The organism is Marinobacter nanhaiticus D15-8W (genome assembly GCF_036511935.1).
In the GTDB taxonomy this organism is placed as follows: Bacteria; Pseudomonadota; Gammaproteobacteria; order Pseudomonadales; family Oleiphilaceae; genus Marinobacter_A; species Marinobacter_A nanhaiticus.
Genome location: NZ_AP028878.1, coordinates 4181184 through 4197974, shown reverse-complemented (window position 1 = coordinate 4197974; position 16791 = coordinate 4181184). Strand labels below are relative to the sequence as shown.

Here is a 16791-nt window from a genome sequence, read left to right as displayed (position 1 = left end):
AGTCTAACGGTAATTAGTGCACGGGTCTGCCCAGGGCTTTCAGGGAAATCAGCCGCAGGATGTAGGACAACTTGACCAGCGTGGCGAAGAGTAGTGTGCCGATATGGGCCGCGATCTGTGCCGACATGCTCAGATGTTCGGCAAAGGGATAGGTCACTAATACTGTCGAGATCAGCGCGAGGACGGCCACCAGTAAGGCCGTATTGGCAAACCCGAGTACCTTTTCCATAAACCTCTCCAGAAACATTCTTTTAAAATACATTTTAAATATAGGTTTGCCGTGATGGCTTTGCAAGTCCCGCCGCTGGGTGAATACACCTATGCTGGATCGCTGCTACCCCATAGGGTGTATGGCGCTATAAGCACGTTTCCAGCAAGCTTCTGTGAAGCGTTCACAGTGCTGACGAAATAAAATTCATGTCCTGTATTTACTTTTACAATTTTAAAGATGTAATTTAAATAAATGTTTGTGGTCGAGAGGCGATCGCGGAAAGCGGCGGATCCTGACCGTGACAGGTTTTGAGAGCGACAGAAGGAGTAAGACCGTGAACCTGCAAGAACAAACCGTTGGGCAGCTTGCCCGGGATATCCCCGGGGCTACAGCCCTGTTTCACAAGCTAAAGCTCGACTTTTGCTGCGGAGGCAACAAGCCCCTGGCCGAGGCGGCGGCCAAGCGCGGGCTGGATATTGCTGAGTTGGTTGGCGCGCTGGAGGGGCTCAATCCCGACCCAATGGACCATCAACAGACCGGGCAGCTCGATAACCCGGAACTGATCGAACACATCCTGACCCGCTATCACGACGTGCATCGGCAGCAATTGCCGGAACTGATTCGTCTGGCGCAGCGGGTGGAGCGTGTGCACGGTGGTCATCCTGCCTGCCCCGCTGGTCTGGGAGCCCATCTGGAACATATGCAGCAGGAGCTGGAAGATCACATGGCCAAGGAGGAGCAGATCCTGTTCCCGATGATCGCCCGGGGTATGGCCGGGATGGCAACCGCACCCGTGATGGTGATGCGCCAGGACCACGATGATCACGGCGACGCCCTCGACACCGTTCTTGCCCTGACCGGTGAGTTGACACTGCCTGACGGCGCCTGCAATACCTGGCGCGCCCTATATGCAGGTCTGGAAACCATACGCCAGGACCTGATGGAGCACATTCACCTGGAGAACAATGTTCTCTTCCACCGTATCGATGGCAGGCTCGGGGGTATGCGCAATGACTAGCTATCGCAGACTCTGGTTTATCCTGATTGCCGTTCTGGCGGTGACCTTCGCCATGCTTGGCTATTTCGGCGCGGAGGTTTACCGCTCGGCGCCGCCCATTCCAGACCGTGTGGTCAGCACGTCCGGCGAACAGCTGATGACCGAGGACAGCATCCTCGACGGCCAAACGGCCTGGCAGTCCGTTGGCGGTATGCAGCTGGGCTCGATCTGGGGGCACGGTGCCTACCAGGCGCCGGATTGGACCGCAGACTGGCTGCACCGGGAGCTGGTCACCTGGCTCGAACTGGCGGCACAGGATACCTATGGCGCACCCTACGACAGCCTGACCGGTTCGGAGCAGAATGCCCTGCAATATGAACTGAAAGAGGCTTACCGCACCAATACCTACGATGCCGCCACCGACACGCTCACGCTGTCCGAGCGTCGTGTGGCCGCGATTCGCGACACCGCCGATTACTACAGCCGCTTATTCAGCGCCGATCCGGAACTGCGGTCCACCCGCGAAAACTACGCCATGAAGGAGAACACCCTTCCCAGCGCAGAACGGCGCGAGCTCATGACCCAGTTCTTCTTCTGGACGGCTTGGGCCGCTGCCACTGAGCGCCCCGGCGGCGACGCGACCTACACCAACAACTGGCCCCACGAACCGCTGATCGATAACGTGCCGACGGGTGAGAACATCATGTGGTCAGTCATCAGTGTGGTGCTGCTGATCGCTGGCGTCGGTGGATTGGTGTGGGCGTGGGCTTTCCTGCGCGGCAAGGAGGAAGAGGAGCCGGATGCACCGGTGAAGGATCCACTGACTACGTTTGTACTGACCCCCTCGCAGAAAGCGCTGGGCAAGTACCTGTTCCTGGTGGTTGCCTTGTTCGGGTTCCAGGTATTGCTTGGCGGGTTTACCGCGCACTACACGGTCGAGGGACAGGGCTTCTACGGCATCAACGTCTCTGAGTGGTTTCCATACTCACTGGTGCGCACATGGCACATCCAGGCGGCCCTGTTCTGGATCGCGACCGGTTTCCTGGCTGCGGGCCTGTTCCTTGCGCCCATCATCAACGGCGGCAAGGATCCGAAATTGCAGAAACTTGGCGTCGACGTGCTTTTCTGGGCGCTGGTGGTTGTCGTGGTCGGCTCCTTTGTCGGTAACTATCTGGCCATCGCCCAGATCATGCCGGCAGAGTGGAACTTCTGGCTGGGGCATCAGGGCTACGAGTTCGTGGACCTTGGCCGTCTCTGGCAGATCGGCAAATTCACCGGTATTGCTTTCTGGTTGGTGCTAATGCTCCGCGGCATCGTTCCGGCACTGAGAAAGCCCGGCGACAAGCACCTGCTGGCGCTGCTGACGGCCTCGGTAGTGGCAATCGGTCTGTTCTATGGTGCTGGTTTCTTCTACGGCGAACGTACACCGCTGTCCATCATGGAGTACTGGCGCTGGTGGATCGTCCACCTGTGGGTGGAAGGTTTCTTCGAAGTGTTTGCGACCACCGCACTGGCCTTCATATTCTGCAGCATGGGCCTCGTATCCCGCACCGTCGCGACGGCGGCGAGCCTGGCATCGGCGTCTTTGTTCATGCTGGGCGGCGTACCGGGTACCTTCCACCATCTCTACTTCGCGGGAACCACCACGCCGGTAATGGCGGTCGGGGCAACCTTCAGCGCGCTGGAAGTGGTACCGCTGGTGGTGCTGGGCTACGAAGCCTGGGAAAACTGGCGCCTGAAGTTCCGTGCGCCGTGGATGGAGAACGTGCGCTGGCCGCTGATGTTTTTCGTCGCGGTGGCCTTCTGGAACATGCTGGGTGCCGGGGTGTTCGGCTTCATGATCAACCCGCCGATCGCCTTGTATTACATCCAGGGTCTCAATACTACACCGACCCATGCCCATGCGGCGCTGTTCGGAGTTTACGGCTTCCTTGCCCTGGGCTTTACGCTGCTGATCCTGCGCTATATCCGTCCGGGTATCCGTTTCGACGAGCGACTGATGAAAGTGGGCTTCTGGTGGCTTAACGGCGGACTGGTACTGATGCTGTTCACCAGCCTGTTGCCGGTCGGGCTGATCCAGTTCGCAGCCAGCGCGGACCAGGGGCTCTGGTATGCCCGAAGCGAAGGCTTCATGCAAAGCGAGATCCTGCAGACCCTGCGCTGGGTCAGGACCTTTGGCGATGTAGTCTTTATCGTCGGTGCTGCAGCGGTTGGCTGGCAGGTGGTCAAGGGGTTGTGGGGCGATTCCGCGCAGCCGGTCCTGCCCGAAACGGAGTCTGCGGCTGTCGCCAAATAGTTTGGACATCATACCGTCCGTTTGCCGGGAGCCACTGCTCCCGGTTTTTTTGGAGGCGCGCGCACCTACCAATGAACCGCCGGGTTACCCCGAGGGAGGTATCGGTCACCGGCGGTATCACTGCAACAATAAGGCTATTCCCACTTTGCCTGCTCACACTTTGATTGCCGACTGACTATGAACCATTCCATTACTGTTCGCCTGTTTGCCCAGTTGCGGGAACTGTCCGGTATCGAAACGCTGGACTACGATGTTCCCGCCGAAGGCCTTGCCCTTTCGGACATTCTCGTCGACCTGCGCACGCGGCCCTCGCTGGCCGTATCCCTTGAGGGGGTCCGGCTGATGACGGCCGTAAACCAGACCATGGTGCGCGAAGGCCACCACGTTGTGCCGGGGGACGAGCTGGCGCTTTTCCCGCCGGTAACCGGTGGGTAAGGGGAGTCCATGTCCGCTAAGACAATTGAGCCTCTAAGGGACCGTTTCGGCCGAACCATCAACTACGTGCGCCTGTCGGTCACAGACCGTTGTGACTTCCGCTGTGTGTACTGCATGGCAGAGGATATGACGTTCCTGCCGCGGCAGCAGGTCCTGACCCTGGAGGAAATCGCGCGGCTGGCCCGGACCTTCCAGAGTCTGGGCACGGAGAAAATCCGCCTGACCGGGGGCGAACCCCTGGTACGCAAGGACATCCTTGAGCTGGTCGGTGAGATCGGAGGCCTCGGCCTGCGCGACTTCGCTATGACCACGAATGGCAACCAGTTGCCCAAGCTGGCTGAGCCGTTACGCAAGGCAGGCTTGCATCGGCTGAATATCAGCCTGGACACCCTGGACCACGAACGCTTCCATCAGATCACCCGAACCGGTCAACTCACGCGCGTGCTGGCAGGCATTGACGCCGCCCGCGAGGCGGGATTTCGTGGTATCAAGCTCAATGCCGTGATCATGAAGGGGCGTAACGACGACGAGATCCTTGACCTCGTGGAATTTGCCCGTCGCAAGCAGGTGGATATCAGTTTTATCGAGGAAATGCCCCTGGGTGACATTACCGAGCATGACCGGGGCGAGAGTCTGTGCAGTAGCGACGAGGTGCGTTCCCGGATTGCCCGCTACCACGAGCTTTTCCCAACCACCGATGACAGCGGTGGTCCTGCCCGCTATTTCCGCATGAAGGACAGCCCGGTACGTATCGGCTTCATTTCGCCGCACTCCCATAATTTCTGTGCCACCTGCAACCGCGTGCGCGTCACCGTCGAAGGGCGCTTGCTACTCTGCCTGGGCAACGAGCACTCAGTGGACCTGCGGCGCGTGCTGAGAGGGTATCCCCAAGGTGATGGCAAGTTGCGGGAGACGATTGTGAAAGCGATGGAACTCAAGCCGGAGCGGCACCACTTCAGTAATGAAGGGGATGTCCAGATTCTGCGGTTCATGAATATGACGGGTGGGTGAGATGCGTGTGGTGTGGCTATGTCAGGCAGCCTGGCGGCTGCTCCGAAGCTAAAGCGTCGGCTACATTTGCCAGATAACTCGAGTGTGTAGCAGAAGCTTTAGCTTCTGAGGCGCCAGAGGTGCCTAAGTAACGAAGGACTGAAGATGAAGTACCGCTGAGCCTGGTCGTTGGTATCCGGCAGCCTGGCGGCTGCTCCGAAGCTGAAGCGTCGGCTACATTCACCAAGTAACTCGAGCGTGTAGCAGAAGCTTCAGCTTCTGAGGCGCCGGAGGTGCCTAAGTAACGAAGGACTGAAGATGAAGTACCGCTGAGCCTGGTCGTTGGTATCCAGCAGCCTGACGGCTGCTCCGAAGCTAAAGCGTCGGCTACATTTGCCAGATAACTCGAGCGTGTAGCAGAAGCCTCAGCTTCTGAGGCGCCGAAGGCGCCTGACCGCCGGCAGGCTCCGTTCAGCCGATTGCTAATAGCTCCCCACCCCGCGAGAACGCCAGGTAATTCCCCACATTTCCCAACCGAATCGTCTCCACCATCATGGTCAGCGGTTGCTGGGCCTCATCGGTGGTCGGCGCCTGGCCGCCGCGGCCGGACATCGCTGCAACGAAGACCACATCCCAGTCCTGACCGGTGGCTCGGGATTCCTCCACCAGCGATTCAAACTGACGAACCTCCTGCAGTGGCTTGTCGACGCAAATGATCGGGCTCAGGGCTCCCCCTTCGCCACGGCCAAACCGGCTTTGTTCCTCTGGCGAGGCGTCTTCGGGCAATTCGGCCCGGCAGAATACGAACAGGAAGCGCTGAGGCTCGGATTGGGTATCGGCGGCCTCGATCAGGTCGCGGTAGCTTTCAATCATTGATCGTTCTCTCATTGGTAACTCGGCTGGCGTCTTCGCTCAGGCTGCCGGTCAGGACCAACTGGCAGACCTCATCGACGGCGTCTTCGCCATAGCTCTGGCCGTAATGTTTCTTGAAGCCGTACTCGTAAAGTCGAATATGGCGCTCTGGCTGTACCCCGACGTTCTCGAGACAGGCGTTGGCACAGTGCAGGGGGCAGCCATCGATGACGGTGATCGCCCGGCCCGAACGGGCCGTCTTCACCAGTGGCTTGACCGTACCGCCAACGCCTGAGATGCAGGACATTTCGAAATCACCGGCGTGATCGAGGCGCACCGCAGCGTCGTTAGCCAGTTGGGCGACATCGGAGCAGCCCGAGCAGGCGTAGATCAGTGGTCGGTTCCTGCGGGGTTCGCTTGCGGTAGGCATCGGTCCTCCCGAAATCTGCGTGTACTTACTGGCTGAGCTGCATCAGGCGTTGGGCGTCCGGAATAACCAGCCGACTTCCACTGACACGCAGCAGGCCATTGCTCTTGAGTTCGTTGAGTTGGCGCGAAAAGGTCTCCGGCTGCATGGCCAGGCGCGAAGCAATGAGACACTTGGGCAGCGGCAGTTCAATCTCGCCATCCTGTTCCGCGCCATCCGGGAGCAGATCCAGCAGGTAGCGGATCAGGCGCTCCCGGGCGCTCTGTACGGTCATGATCTCCAGGTCGTGGAAGCGTGAGACTGCCCGGGCGGCGTAGTGGGCCAGGGCAGTTTCGGCGTAATCCGGACGGGCCTTGATCAGTGCCCGGTAGGCCTGGATCGGAATGCTTAGCACCACGCTACGCTTGAGGGATTCGGCGTAGCAGGCGTAACGGGCCGGATCCGCGTAGATCATTACTTCGGCGAAGCAGTCGCCCGCACCCAGGCTATCGAGGGTCCGCTCGAAACCGGAATAGTCGAGCCGATACAGGCGCAGCCGACCAGATACCACGAAGTAGAAATGCTGGGCATCGGTGTCCTGGCGATAGAGCAACTGGTGGTGCTGCAGATCGATGCGACGGATACGCAAGACGAGATCGTCAAAATCGCCGTTGCTCAACTGCCTGAAAAGCGGGTGCCCGCGAAGGGCGTCCAGGGCGTCATCGGCATCGTTGACGGCCAGGGCCTCGGCACGCAGGGCAATCTCAGCGGTAGAACTGGTCACGGTGGACAAAGCCATAAAGTGCGCCCTCCATAATCGTCTGATGCGGGGGAATAATCAGGTAGCCGTCGGCGCGACTGGCAACCGACAGCACGCCGGAACTCTGTGATCCGGCGAGGACCGCACGTGGTTCACCGGATCTCATATCCAGCACGACACGCAAGTATTCCTGTCGCGGGTTGGTCCTGGTCTGGTTGAAGCCGGCGGGTATCGGCGTGGGAATAACTGGTTGCACGCGGGCACCCATCAGGCGGCGAATGTAATCGCTTGCCAGCACTTCGAAGGTCACCAGCGCTGCCATGGGGTTCCCTGGCAGGCCAAGGAACGGGGTTTCACCAATCTGGCCGAAGGCAAAGGGCTTACCGGGTTTCATGGCGATCCCCCAGATCTTGAGTGATCCGAGCGCCTGCACAGCCGGACGCACATGGTCCTCGTCACCGACGGAGACGCCACCGGTGGTAATGACCAGGTCGTGGTCTGCCGCTGCCCGGGCCAGGCCGTCCCGGGTGGCGTCGAAGCTGTCTTCAACCACGTCGACCTGCGTCACTCGGCACCCCAGGCGTTCAAGGGCAGCCCGCAGGGTAAAGGCGTTGCTGTTGTAGATCTGGCCGGGTGCCAGTGCCTGGCCGGGCGCCACCAGCTCGTTACCTGTAGTGAGCACGGCCACGCGCAGCTGCGCGTAAACCTCTACCGCCTCAATCCCCTGGCTCGCCAGCAGGCCAATCTCGGCGGCCTCAAGTCGGGTTCCGGCTTCCAGCAAGGCTTCGCCGATATGAATATCTTCCCCGGCACGGCGGATGTTCTGCCCACGTACCGGCGTGATGTGCAGTTGGATATGTTGGTCGCCAAGAACCGTCACCTGCTCCTGCGGAATGACGGCATCGACGCCGGCGGGGATGGGTGCGCCGGTAAAGATCCGGACCGCCGTCCCTTCGACGAGTGGCAAGGGTACGGTGCCGGCTGGCACGCGCTGGGATACCGCGAGGGTGCGATGCTCCGGCAAATCGGCCAGGCTCACACCGTAGCCGTCCATCGCGCTGTTGTCGTGTGGAGGAACGGTCTGCACCGCATGGAGGTCTGTGGCCAGGATTCTGCCCTGGCAGTCTTCCAGCCTGCGTTGCTCGCGGCCGACCCTGATCCTGGCGATCTCGCTCAGCGTTGCCTGGGCCGTGGCTACGGGCAGCAGCGCCTTGGCTTTCTGGCTGTAATTGCCCGGACGTTCCAGGTCGCAGATGCACTCGGTCATCACGCAGCTCCGGAAAGAGAGCGGGAGGTACACGGGGTGCGCGGCTGACGGCGTAGCTGGTCGACGAAATTGCACGGCCGGTGGCGGATGTCCAACTGCGGGCCGATGATTTCGTCCCATGCCAGGGCACAGGCACGCGGCGCGCCGGGCATCGCGCAAATCAGGGTATGGTTGGCCAGGCCGGCCACGGCGCGGGACTGGATTGTCGAGGTGCCGATGCTCGCAAATGAGAGGTGGCGGAACAGTTCGCCATAGCCTTCGACGGTCTTGTCGAATAGAGGCAGCAGGGCCTCGGGCGTGCTGTCACGGCTTGAAAAACCGGTGCCGCCGGTGACCAGGACGACCGGTACATCGTGGTTGGCAATCCATTGTGAAACCACCGCCCGGATTTCGTAGATGTCGTCCCTGACCAGCAGTCGTTCGCTCAGGTTATGGCCGGCATCGGTGAGCCGCTGCTGCAGTGTGTCGCCGGACTGGTCGTTGTCCAGGGAACGGGTATCGGACACTGTCAGGACAGCGATATCGAGCGGCTGGAAAGGGGCGTCGGCTGAGGCGTGGGCCATCGTTGAATCCTCCCGGAAATTCAGGTTTTTACTGGATTCAATGGTAATGGTGGCAGCTTGTTGGATCGCTCCCCCAGAGGGGGTAGATCGGTGGTTGTGAAGGGGTATTACCGATATCGATCAAGGAGAGTTGGGCGTTTGTGGAATACGTGCGAGCGTATTCCGCGTGCTTCTCGCCCCGTTGCGTTAACGCAGCCGACGGATAGAAGCGAGTAGCCCTCCTTGCCGGAGGAAGGGCAGGGATGGCCCTTTATAGCGGCGAAGGCATGGAGGAGTACTCGCTTCCAGCACGAGGTGACAGTCTTGGTAGGTCTTTGGAGCTGGGAGTCTGCTAACCCCGAACATACGGGCTACTGCATCAGCGGCGAATCCGGTAGCTCCAGATCCACACCTTCCACACCAAACTCCAGAGCCAAAACCTGCACGTACTGGCGCAACCAGCGCCGGGTGACTTTCTCCAGCAGGTACTGGCGAATGGTCGGCTTGGCCTGATCGAATCCCAGAGGCTGGCCCTCCATGCGCCGGTCGACGCGCACGATATGGTAGCCGTAGCGGCTCTCCACCAGCTGCGGGTGCAGTCCTTCCGGCAGACGCCATACCACACGTTCGAATTCGTCCACCGTCTGACCCTTGGCGATCTGGCCCAGTTGTCCGCCCTGTTTGCGGGACTCGCATGCCGAGTAAGCATGAGCCAATTGGGCAAAGTCCGCCTGGCCATCCGCGAGCTTGGCGATCAGCAGTTTGCCGGTATCTTCCTGTTCAGTACGAGCGATGACATCGTCCGGCGCCGCTGCCAGCAGGATATGACTGACCGCCAATAAGGTCGGTGTGCGGAACTGGTCCGGGTTGGCCTCGAAGAAGCGCCGGCAGTTGGCTTCATCCGGTTCGGGCACGTCGATAGCCTCGTCGATGACGGCTGCGATGCGGGCTTCCTCATCCAGTTCGTCGCTGATGCCAAAGGTATCGGCCTTGCGCAGCAGCAGTTCACGGATGACCAGGCTGCGGGCGGCTTCGTGCCATGCATCCTCGAGTTTCTCGGCTGTGTGGTATTGCATCTCGGCGGCGATTTGATCTTCATCGATCTGCTGGATACCCACACGTACCGGCGGGAAGCGGCGTTCTTTCGGGTTGGAGACGTCGACGGTTTCGATCATCTGCATGGAAAACTCCAGGCGGGAGCACGGGCTCCCGCGTTTAACGATAGACAGGGACGGCTTCTAGACCCGGCGGCGAACCACCTGGTAGCGGCGGCCGACATACTCCAGCGGCAGGCTGAACATATGCACCAGACGGGTGAACGGGAACAGCACAAAGATCGTCAGCCCCAGGAAGATATGGGTCTTGTAGATCCAGTGGACCCCGGCGAGATACTCCGCCGCGCCGCCCTGGAAGGTCATGATCGATTGCGCCCAGGAGGAGAACAGCAGCATGGTGCTCCCATCCAGGTGGCCCAGGGTCGGCAGGATCGTCAGCAGGCCCAACGCAACCTGTACCAGCAGGATGACAATGATCAGCAGGTCGGCAAAGCTACCGGTCGCACGTACCCGCGGTTGGGTCAGCCGGCGATAGGTGAGCATGGCGGCGCCAATCAGGCAGGCGATACCGGCGATGCCACCAACCGTGATCGCCATCACCTGCTTGGTGCCGGGGCTCATGAACGGTTCATAGACCCAGTGCGGTGTTAGCAAGCCCACCAGGTGACCGAAGAAGATCACCAGGATACCGACGTGGAACAGGTTGCTGGCCAGGCGCATCTTGCCGCGCCCCAGCATCTGGCTGGAACCGGCCTTCCAGGTGAACTGGCCCATGTCGTAGCGCACCCAACTGCCGATGACGAACACCGTCAGGGCAACGTACGGGTAGATCCCGAAGAGCAGTGTATTCAAGTAGTCCATGGTTGTTCTCCTGTGCCTCAGGCGCCGCCAATCTGCTGTTTCATGGCGTCCTGCATCAGTTCGTCACTGAGGTGGACGCGTTGGACCTGGTCAAGCTCGTGCCGGCGCTGGCCGACGAAGCCGCTGTTGCCGCATGACTCCCCCTGGTCGTCGAGGAACTTGACCATTTCCTCTTCCCATACCTTGTCCAGGGCCTCCGGCGTATCGTCCCGCTCCTCGGCGGCGACGACCGTGGCCAGTTCCTGGCGGTCGGGTGCCTGTCCGGCCAGCGTCAGCAGGGCCTCGAAGGGCAACTGATAAATGCTTTCCCGCTGGTGCAGGCGCTCGGCCAACAGACCCAGGATGTGGTGGATGTCCTCCAGCCAGGTCCGGATTTCCTGCCACTCGCGGGTGGAAAGGTACTCCAGGAACAGCGGCAGGTGGTCGGGCAATTCCCGCACGTCCAGCTCAAGGCCGGCCTCGGCGTAGTGGTTCATCAGGTCCACCATCGCCTGGCCACGATCCCGGGATTCGCCGTGCACGTGCTCGAACAGCAGCAGCGAGAGGGAGCGACCGCGTTCGAACAGGGACACGTAGTTTTCCTGCAGGTCCATCAGGTTGCCGACACAGAGCCGCTCGACGCAGGTCAGCAGGGCATGTTTCTGGCTAGATGGCAGGCGGTCGTCCGCCAGCACCGCAGCTACCAGGTCGTCCTTGGCCGCCTGCAGTTCCGCCGTGGGGTATTCCAGCAGGCGGGCGATTACACGTAGGGTTTGCATGGTGATCTCCTCAGTCCTGCAATTGTTTCGGGTCGACCTGCTTCACGGTGCTGAGCTTCTGCACCATGCTGGTGGTCTGCTTGCGGCCACCGAACAGGCTGAATTCGCTGTCGCCGCCAGTGCAGCCGTCGCCGAAGCTGAAGCCGCAGCCACCACGCTCGGGGAAGGCTTCTTTCGCCAGTTCCATGTGTGTGGTCGGGATGACGAAGCGGTCCTCGTAGTTGGCGATGGCCAGGTAGCGGTACATCTCTTCGGCCTGGGCCTTGCTGAGACCGACTTCTTCCAGGGGTGACAGGTCCTCGACACCGTCTACGGTTTCAGCCCGCTTGTAGTAGCGCATCGCCAGAATCCGCTTGAGCGCCCGTAGCACCGGCTTCTCGTCGCCGGCGGTGAGCAGGTTGGCCAGGTACTTGACCGGGATGCGCAGGCTCTCGATCTTGGGCAGCACGCCTTCGAACTCGATCTTGCCCGCCTCGGCGGCGGACTGGATCGGGCTCAGGGGCGGCACATACCAGACCATCGGCAGGGTGCGGTATTCCGGGTGCAGCGGCAGGGCCAGCTTCCAGTCCACCGCCATCTTGTAGACCGGGGATTCCTGGGCGGCCTTGATCACGCTATCGGCAACGCCAGCCTTGCGGGCCTGTTCGATCACCTGGGGATCGAACGGATCGAGGAATATCTCCAGTTGCTTCTCGTACAGGTCCTGTTCGCCCGGCGCGCTGGCGACCTCTTCGATACGGTCGGCGTCGTAGAGCAATACACCGAGGTAGCGGATGCGGCCGACACAGGTTTCCGAACACACGGTGGGCAGGCCCACTTCAATGCGCGGGTAGCAGAAGATACACTTCTCGGATTTGCCGGTCTTCCAGTTGAAGTAGATCTTCTTGTACGGGCAGCCGGACACGCACATCCGCCAGCCGCGGCACTTGTCCTGGTCGATCAGCACGATGCCATCTTCCTCGCGCTTGTAGATCGCGCCGCTGGGGCAAGAGGCCACGCACGCCGGGTTGAGGCAGTGTTCGCACAGGCGCGGCAGGTACATCATGAAGGTGCTTTCGAACTGGCCGTAGATATCCGCCTGGATCTGGTCGAAGTTCTTGTCCTTGCGTCGCTTGGCGAACTCGGTCCCCAGGATTTCCTCCCAGTTGGGACCCCATTCGACCTTCTTCATGCGCTTGCCGGAGATCGCCGACTTGGGCCGGGCGATCGGCTGGTGCTTGCTGTCACCGGCGGTGTGCAGGTGCTGGTAGTCGAAGTCGAACGGCTCGTAGTAGTCCTCGATTTCCGGCAGGTCCGGGTTGGCGAAGATGTTCGCCAGTACCCGAAAGCGACCGCCGATACGCGGGCGGATCTTGCCGTTGCTGTCACGAAGCCAGCCGCCTTTCCACTTGTCCTGGTTCTCCCACTCCTTGGGGTAGCCGATGCCGGGCTTGGTCTCGACGTTATTGAACCAGGCGTATTCCATGCCTTCGCGACTGGTCCAGACGTTCTTGCAGGTGACCGAGCAGGTGTGGCAACCGATGCACTTGTCCAGGTTGAGCACCATGCCTACTTGGGATCTGATTTTCATTTGGCGGCCTCCTGTACTTCGTCCTGGCCTTCGCCGTCGAGCCAGTCGACGTTCTTCATCTTGCGCACCACGACAAACTCGTCCCGGTTGGAACCGACCGTGCCGTAGTAGTTGAACCCGTATGAATACTGCGCGTAGCCGCCGATCATGTGGGTCGGTTTCGGGCACACGCGGGTGACCGAATTATGAATGCCGCCGCGGGTGCCGGTGATTTCCGAACCGGGGATGCTCACCAGGCGCTCCTGGGCGTGGTACATCATCACCAGGCCGGGCATGACCCGTTGACTCACCACCGCACGGGCCGTAATGGCGCCGTTGAGGTTGAACAATTCGATCCAGTCGTTGTCCTCGATACCCAGTTCGCGGGCGTCGTCTTCGCTCATCCACACGATCGGCCCACCGCGGGAGAGGGTCTGCATCAGCAGGTTTTCGCTGTAGGTGCTGTGAATGCCCCACTTCTGGTGCGGGGTGATCCAGTTCAGCGCCTTCTCCCTGAAGCCGTTGGGCTTGACGCCTAGCATCGGGCCGGAAGCCTTGGTGTCGATCGGCGGCCGGTAGACCAGCAGGCTCTCGCCGAACGCACGCATCCACTCATGATCCTGGTAGAACTGCTGGCGGCCGGTCAGGGTGCGCCAGGGGATCAGCTCGTGGACGTTGGTGTAGCCGGCGTTGTAGGACACATGCTCATCCTCGAGCCCCGACCAGGTCGGGCTGGAGATGATCTTGCGCGGCTGGGCCACCACATCGCGGAAGCGGATCTTCTCCTCCTCCTTGTTGGTTGCGAGGTGGGTGTGGTCCAGACCGGTAATGTCGGACAGCGCCTGCCAGGCCTTTACCGCGACCTGACCATTGGTTTCCGGAGCCAGGGTGAGGATCACCTCTGCCGCGTCGATCGCGCTTTCGATCTTCGGCTGGCCGGCGTTGGGGCCCTCGATGTGCTGGTAGTTCAACTGGCGCAAGAAGTTGACTTCCTTCTCGGTGTTCCAGCTGATGCCCTTGCCGCCATTGCCGATCTTTTCCATCAGCGGGCCGAGGGAAGTGAAACGGGCATAGGTATTGGGATAATCGCGCTTTACGGTGATGAAGTTGGGCGCGGTCTTACCCGGAATCAGCTCGCACTCGCCCTTCTTCCAGTCCTTCACCTCGAACGGCTGGCCCAGCTCTGCCGGTGCGTCGTGCTGCAGCGGCAGGGTGACCACGTCCTTCTCAACGCCCAGATGTCCGACCGCCGCCTTGGAGAAGGCGCGGGCGATGCCCTTGTAGATCTCCCAGTCACTGCGCGCTTCCCAGGCGGGATCGGTCGCCGCCGTCAGCGGGTGGATGAACGGGTGCATGTCGGACGTGTTCAGGTCGTCCTTCTCGTACCAGGTGGCGGTGGGTAGAACGACGTCCGAATACAGGCAGGTGGTGGACATGCGGAAGTCCAGGGTCACCAGCAGGTCGAGCTTGCCCTCGCGGGCCTCGTCATGCCATTTCACTTCCTGCGGCTTGACGCCACCGGTCTCGCCCAGGTCCTTGCCCTGCAGGCCGTTCTTGGTGCCCAGCAGGTACTTGAGCATGTATTCGTGGCCCTTGCCGGAGGAACCCAGCAGGTTAGAGCGCCAGATAAACATGTTGCGCGGATGGTTGGCCGGCGCCTCCGGGTCTTCGCTGGCAAATGCCAGGGAGCCGTCCTTCAGGGACTGGGTCACGTAGTCGGCCACGTCGAGGCCTGCCTTTTCAGCTTCCGCGGCTATGGTTAGCGGGTTGCGGTTGAGCTGGGGGGCGGAGGGCAGCCAGCCCATGCGCTCGGCCCGCACGTTATAGTCGATCAGGCTGCCGGTGAACTTCGACTTGTCTGCCAGCGGCGAGAGGATCTCGTCCACGCCCAGCTTCTCGTAACGCCACTGGCCGGAGTGGGCGTAGAAGAAGGAGGTACCGTTCATGTGGCGTGGCGGGCGCTGCCAGTCCAGGCCGAACGCCAGCGGCTGCCATCCGGTCTGCGGACGCAGTTTTTCCTGGCCGACATAGTGGGCCCAGCCACCGCCACTCTGACCGACACAGCCACAGAGGATCAGCATGTTGATCAGGCTGCGGTAGTTCATGTCCATGTGGTACCAGTGGTTCATACCGGCACCGACGATGATCATGGAACGACCGCGGGTCTTGTTGGCATTGTCGGCGAATTCGCGGGCGATGCGGATCACCTTGTCCCGCGGGACGCCGGTGATGGTTTCCTGCCAGGCGGGGGTGTAGGGGGCATTGTCATCATAGGTGGTGGCGCCATCGTCTTCGCCCAGACCCCGGTCGATGCCGTAATTGGCGATCATCAGGTCATAGACCGTTACCGCCAGCGCCTCCTGACCGTTAGCCAGGATGATCTTCCGCGCACCCAGGCTATGGGTCAGGGTGTCGCGCAGTTCCACGTGCTTGAAGTGCTCGTGCTGGATGCCGCCGAAGTAGGGGAAGGCGACTTTGACCACCTCGTCATGGGCGTCCTTGAGGGACAGGCGCAGTGTTACGTCGGCCTGTTCGCTGCCGGCGTTCTGCTTCAGGTTCCACTTGCCTTTCTCGCCCCAGCGGTAGCCGATCGAGCCGTTCGGCGCGGTCAGGCTGTCATCGTTTTCATTGACGGCGATGGTTTTCCACTCGGGGTTGTTGCTCTCGCCCAGGCCGTCTACCAGGTCGCTGGCGCGCAGGAACCGGCCCGGCACGAAGCGGCCGTCCTCGCGGGGTTCCAGCATGACCAGGTGCGGCATATCGGTGTAGCGGCGCACGTAGTCGGTGAAGTAGGGACTGGGGTTGTCGACGTGGAATTCCTTCAGGATGACATGACCCATGGCCAGGCCCAGGGCTGCATCAGTGCCCTGCTTGGGGTTGATCCATTCATCGGAGAGTTTGGCCACCTCGGCGTAGTCCGGCGTGATGGCCACGGTCTTGGTGCCCTTGTAGCGCACCTCGGTGAAGAAGTGGGCATCCGGGGTCCGGGTCTGGGGGACGTTCGAGCCCCAGGCGATGATGTAGCCGCTGTTGTACCAGTCGGCGGACTCGGGCACGTCCGTCTGCTCGCCCCAGGTCTGCGGCGAGGCCGGCGGAAGGTCACAGTACCAGTCGTAGAAGCTCAGGCAGACGCCACCGATCATGGAGAGATAGCGCGCGCCGGAGGCGTAGGACACCATGGACATGGCTGGAATCGGCGAGAAGCCGATCACGCGGTCGGGGCCATAGGTCTTGGCGGTGTACACATTGGCTGCGCCGATCAGCTCATTGAGCTCTTCCCAGCTGGAGCGGACGAAGCCCCCCATGCCACGGCGGGTCTTGTATTCGGCGGTCTTGGCCGGGTCCTCGACGATGGAGGTCCAGGCCTCCACCGGATCGCTGCGTTTGGCCTTGGCCTCACGCCAGAGCTTGAGCAGGTGCTTGCGGGCCAGGGGGTACTTCAGGCGGTTGGCGCTGTACATGTACCAGGAATAGCTGGCGCCGCGCGGGCAGCCGCGGGGCTCGTGGTTGGGCAGGTCCGGACGGGTGCGGGGGTAGTCGGTCTGCTGGGTTTCCCAGGTGACCAGGCCGTTCTTGACGTAGATTTTCCAGCTGCACGAGCCGGTGCAGTTCACGCCGTGGGTGGAGCGGACCACCTTGTCGTATTGCCAGCGGCCGCGGTAGCCGTCTTCGGCATCGCGGTTGACGGCATGAGTCTCACCATGGCCATTGGCGAAGGGCTCACGCTTCTTCTTGAAGTAACTCAGTTTGTCGATCAAATGACTCATGGTCTCTCTCCGAGATCGTTATTGCACGACGCTCATTGTGAACAG

General features: G+C 61.2%; 15 protein-coding genes. 4 read left to right on the top strand and 11 right to left on the bottom strand.

Annotated features, from left to right (window positions below):
* Window positions 1-13: 13 nt before the first annotated feature.
* Entirely contained in the window at window positions 14-229 is a 216-nt protein-coding gene (locus tag RE428_RS18775; RefSeq protein WP_004580644.1) for a hypothetical protein, read from the bottom strand.
* 316 nt (window positions 230-545) lie between these two features.
* On the opposite strand from RE428_RS18775, the gene ytfE reads away from it, so the two are divergent.
* The 4 genes from ytfE (at window position 546) to moaA (ending at window position 4950) form a co-directional block, all read left to right on the top strand.
* Window positions 546-1229 (top strand): iron-sulfur cluster repair protein YtfE, encoded by a 684-nt coding sequence (ytfE, locus tag RE428_RS18770; RefSeq protein WP_004580645.1) that lies wholly within the window; start codon window positions 546-548, stop codon window positions 1227-1229.
* Window positions 1222-3504, top strand: a complete 2283-nt coding sequence (locus tag RE428_RS18765; protein WP_004580646.1) for a nitric-oxide reductase large subunit — start codon at window positions 1222-1224, stop codon at window positions 3502-3504. Before ytfE ends, RE428_RS18765 begins: the two co-directional genes overlap by 8 nt.
* A 177-nt stretch (window positions 3505-3681) precedes the next feature.
* Window positions 3682-3939, top strand: a complete 258-nt coding sequence (locus RE428_RS18760) for a MoaD/ThiS family protein (protein ID WP_004580647.1) — start codon at window positions 3682-3684, stop codon at window positions 3937-3939.
* Window positions 3940-3948: 9 nt separating this feature from the next.
* A complete protein-coding gene (gene moaA, locus RE428_RS18755) occupies window positions 3949-4950 on the top strand; it encodes a GTP 3',8-cyclase MoaA (RefSeq protein ID WP_004580648.1) in 1002 nt (333 codons plus the stop codon).
* A gap of 450 nt (window positions 4951-5400) precedes the next feature.
* On the opposite strand, the gene RE428_RS18750 is transcribed toward moaA, so the two are convergent.
* The 10 genes from RE428_RS18750 to RE428_RS18705 form a co-directional block, all read right to left on the bottom strand.
* Entirely contained in the window at window positions 5401-5802 is a 402-nt protein-coding gene (locus tag RE428_RS18750) for a hypothetical protein (RefSeq protein ID WP_004580649.1), read from the bottom strand.
* Complete coding sequence (locus RE428_RS18745; RefSeq protein ID WP_004580650.1) at window positions 5795-6211, bottom strand: putative zinc-binding protein; 417 nt, start codon at window positions 6209-6211, stop codon at window positions 5795-5797. The genes RE428_RS18750 and RE428_RS18745 overlap by 8 nt, the downstream gene beginning before the upstream one ends.
* A gap of 25 nt (window positions 6212-6236) precedes the next feature.
* Window positions 6237-6986, bottom strand: a complete 750-nt coding sequence (locus RE428_RS18740) for a Crp/Fnr family transcriptional regulator (protein ID WP_004580651.1) — start codon at window positions 6984-6986, stop codon at window positions 6237-6239.
* The gene (locus RE428_RS18735; protein ID WP_004580652.1) at window positions 6952-8214 is read right to left on the bottom strand and encodes a molybdopterin molybdotransferase MoeA; all 1263 of its coding nucleotides are present in this window, start codon (window positions 8212-8214) and stop codon (window positions 6952-6954) included. The genes RE428_RS18740 and RE428_RS18735 overlap by 35 nt, the downstream gene beginning before the upstream one ends.
* On the bottom strand, window positions 8214-8777 hold the full coding sequence (gene moaB / locus RE428_RS18730) for a molybdenum cofactor biosynthesis protein B (protein ID WP_004580653.1): 564 nt from the start codon (window positions 8775-8777) through the stop codon (window positions 8214-8216). Before moaB ends, RE428_RS18735 begins: the two co-directional genes overlap by 1 nt.
* A 350-nt stretch (window positions 8778-9127) precedes the next feature.
* Entirely contained in the window at window positions 9128-9937 is an 810-nt protein-coding gene (locus RE428_RS18725; RefSeq protein WP_004580654.1) for a peptidylprolyl isomerase, read from the bottom strand.
* 57 nt (window positions 9938-9994) lie between these two features.
* The gene (gene narI, locus RE428_RS18720) at window positions 9995-10672 is read right to left on the bottom strand and encodes a respiratory nitrate reductase subunit gamma (RefSeq protein WP_004580655.1); all 678 of its coding nucleotides are present in this window, start codon (window positions 10670-10672) and stop codon (window positions 9995-9997) included.
* 17 nt (window positions 10673-10689) lie between these two features.
* Window positions 10690-11430 carry a nitrate reductase molybdenum cofactor assembly chaperone gene (narJ, locus tag RE428_RS18715; protein ID WP_004580656.1) on the bottom strand — a complete coding sequence of 247 codons (741 nt, stop codon included), beginning with the start codon at window positions 11428-11430 and terminating at the stop codon, window positions 10690-10692.
* A gap of 10 nt (window positions 11431-11440) precedes the next feature.
* Window positions 11441-13000 carry a nitrate reductase subunit beta gene (gene narH, locus RE428_RS18710; protein ID WP_004580657.1) on the bottom strand — a complete coding sequence of 520 codons (1560 nt, stop codon included), beginning with the start codon at window positions 12998-13000 and terminating at the stop codon, window positions 11441-11443.
* Complete coding sequence (locus RE428_RS18705; RefSeq protein ID WP_004580658.1) at window positions 12997-16746, bottom strand: nitrate reductase subunit alpha; 3750 nt, start codon at window positions 16744-16746, stop codon at window positions 12997-12999. Before RE428_RS18705 ends, narH begins: the two co-directional genes overlap by 4 nt.
* Window positions 16747-16791: the final 45 nt, after the last annotated feature.

Excerpts from the sequence above, each read along its gene's own strand:
- RE428_RS18775 (WP_004580644.1), bottom strand. The coding sequence starts at position 229 with ATGGAAAAGGTACTCGGGTTTGCCAATACGGCCTTACTGGTGGCCGTC.
- RE428_RS18765 (WP_004580646.1), top strand. The coding sequence starts at position 1,222 with ATGACTAGCTATCGCAGACTCTGGTTTATCCTGATTGCCGTTCTGGCG.
- RE428_RS18760 (WP_004580647.1), top strand. The coding sequence starts at position 3,682 with ATGAACCATTCCATTACTGTTCGCCTGTTTGCCCAGTTGCGGGAACTG.
- moaA (WP_004580648.1), top strand. The coding sequence starts at position 3,949 with ATGTCCGCTAAGACAATTGAGCCTCTAAGGGACCGTTTCGGCCGAACC.
- RE428_RS18750 (WP_004580649.1), bottom strand. The coding sequence starts at position 5,802 with ATGATTGAAAGCTACCGCGACCTGATCGAGGCCGCCGATACCCAATCC.
- RE428_RS18745 (WP_004580650.1), bottom strand. The coding sequence starts at position 6,211 with ATGCCTACCGCAAGCGAACCCCGCAGGAACCGACCACTGATCTACGCC.
- RE428_RS18740 (WP_004580651.1), bottom strand. The coding sequence starts at position 6,986 with ATGGCTTTGTCCACCGTGACCAGTTCTACCGCTGAGATTGCCCTGCGT.
- RE428_RS18735 (WP_004580652.1), bottom strand. The coding sequence starts at position 8,214 with ATGACCGAGTGCATCTGCGACCTGGAACGTCCGGGCAATTACAGCCAG.
- moaB (WP_004580653.1), bottom strand. The coding sequence starts at position 8,777 with ATGGCCCACGCCTCAGCCGACGCCCCTTTCCAGCCGCTCGATATCGCT.
- RE428_RS18725 (WP_004580654.1), bottom strand. The coding sequence starts at position 9,937 with ATGCAGATGATCGAAACCGTCGACGTCTCCAACCCGAAAGAACGCCGC.
- narI (WP_004580655.1), bottom strand. The coding sequence starts at position 10,672 with ATGGACTACTTGAATACACTGCTCTTCGGGATCTACCCGTACGTTGCC.
- narJ (WP_004580656.1), bottom strand. The coding sequence starts at position 11,430 with ATGCAAACCCTACGTGTAATCGCCCGCCTGCTGGAATACCCCACGGCG.
- narH (WP_004580657.1), bottom strand. The coding sequence starts at position 13,000 with ATGAAAATCAGATCCCAAGTAGGCATGGTGCTCAACCTGGACAAGTGC.
- RE428_RS18705 (WP_004580658.1), bottom strand. The coding sequence starts at position 16,746 with ATGAGTCATTTGATCGACAAACTGAGTTACTTCAAGAAGAAGCGTGAG.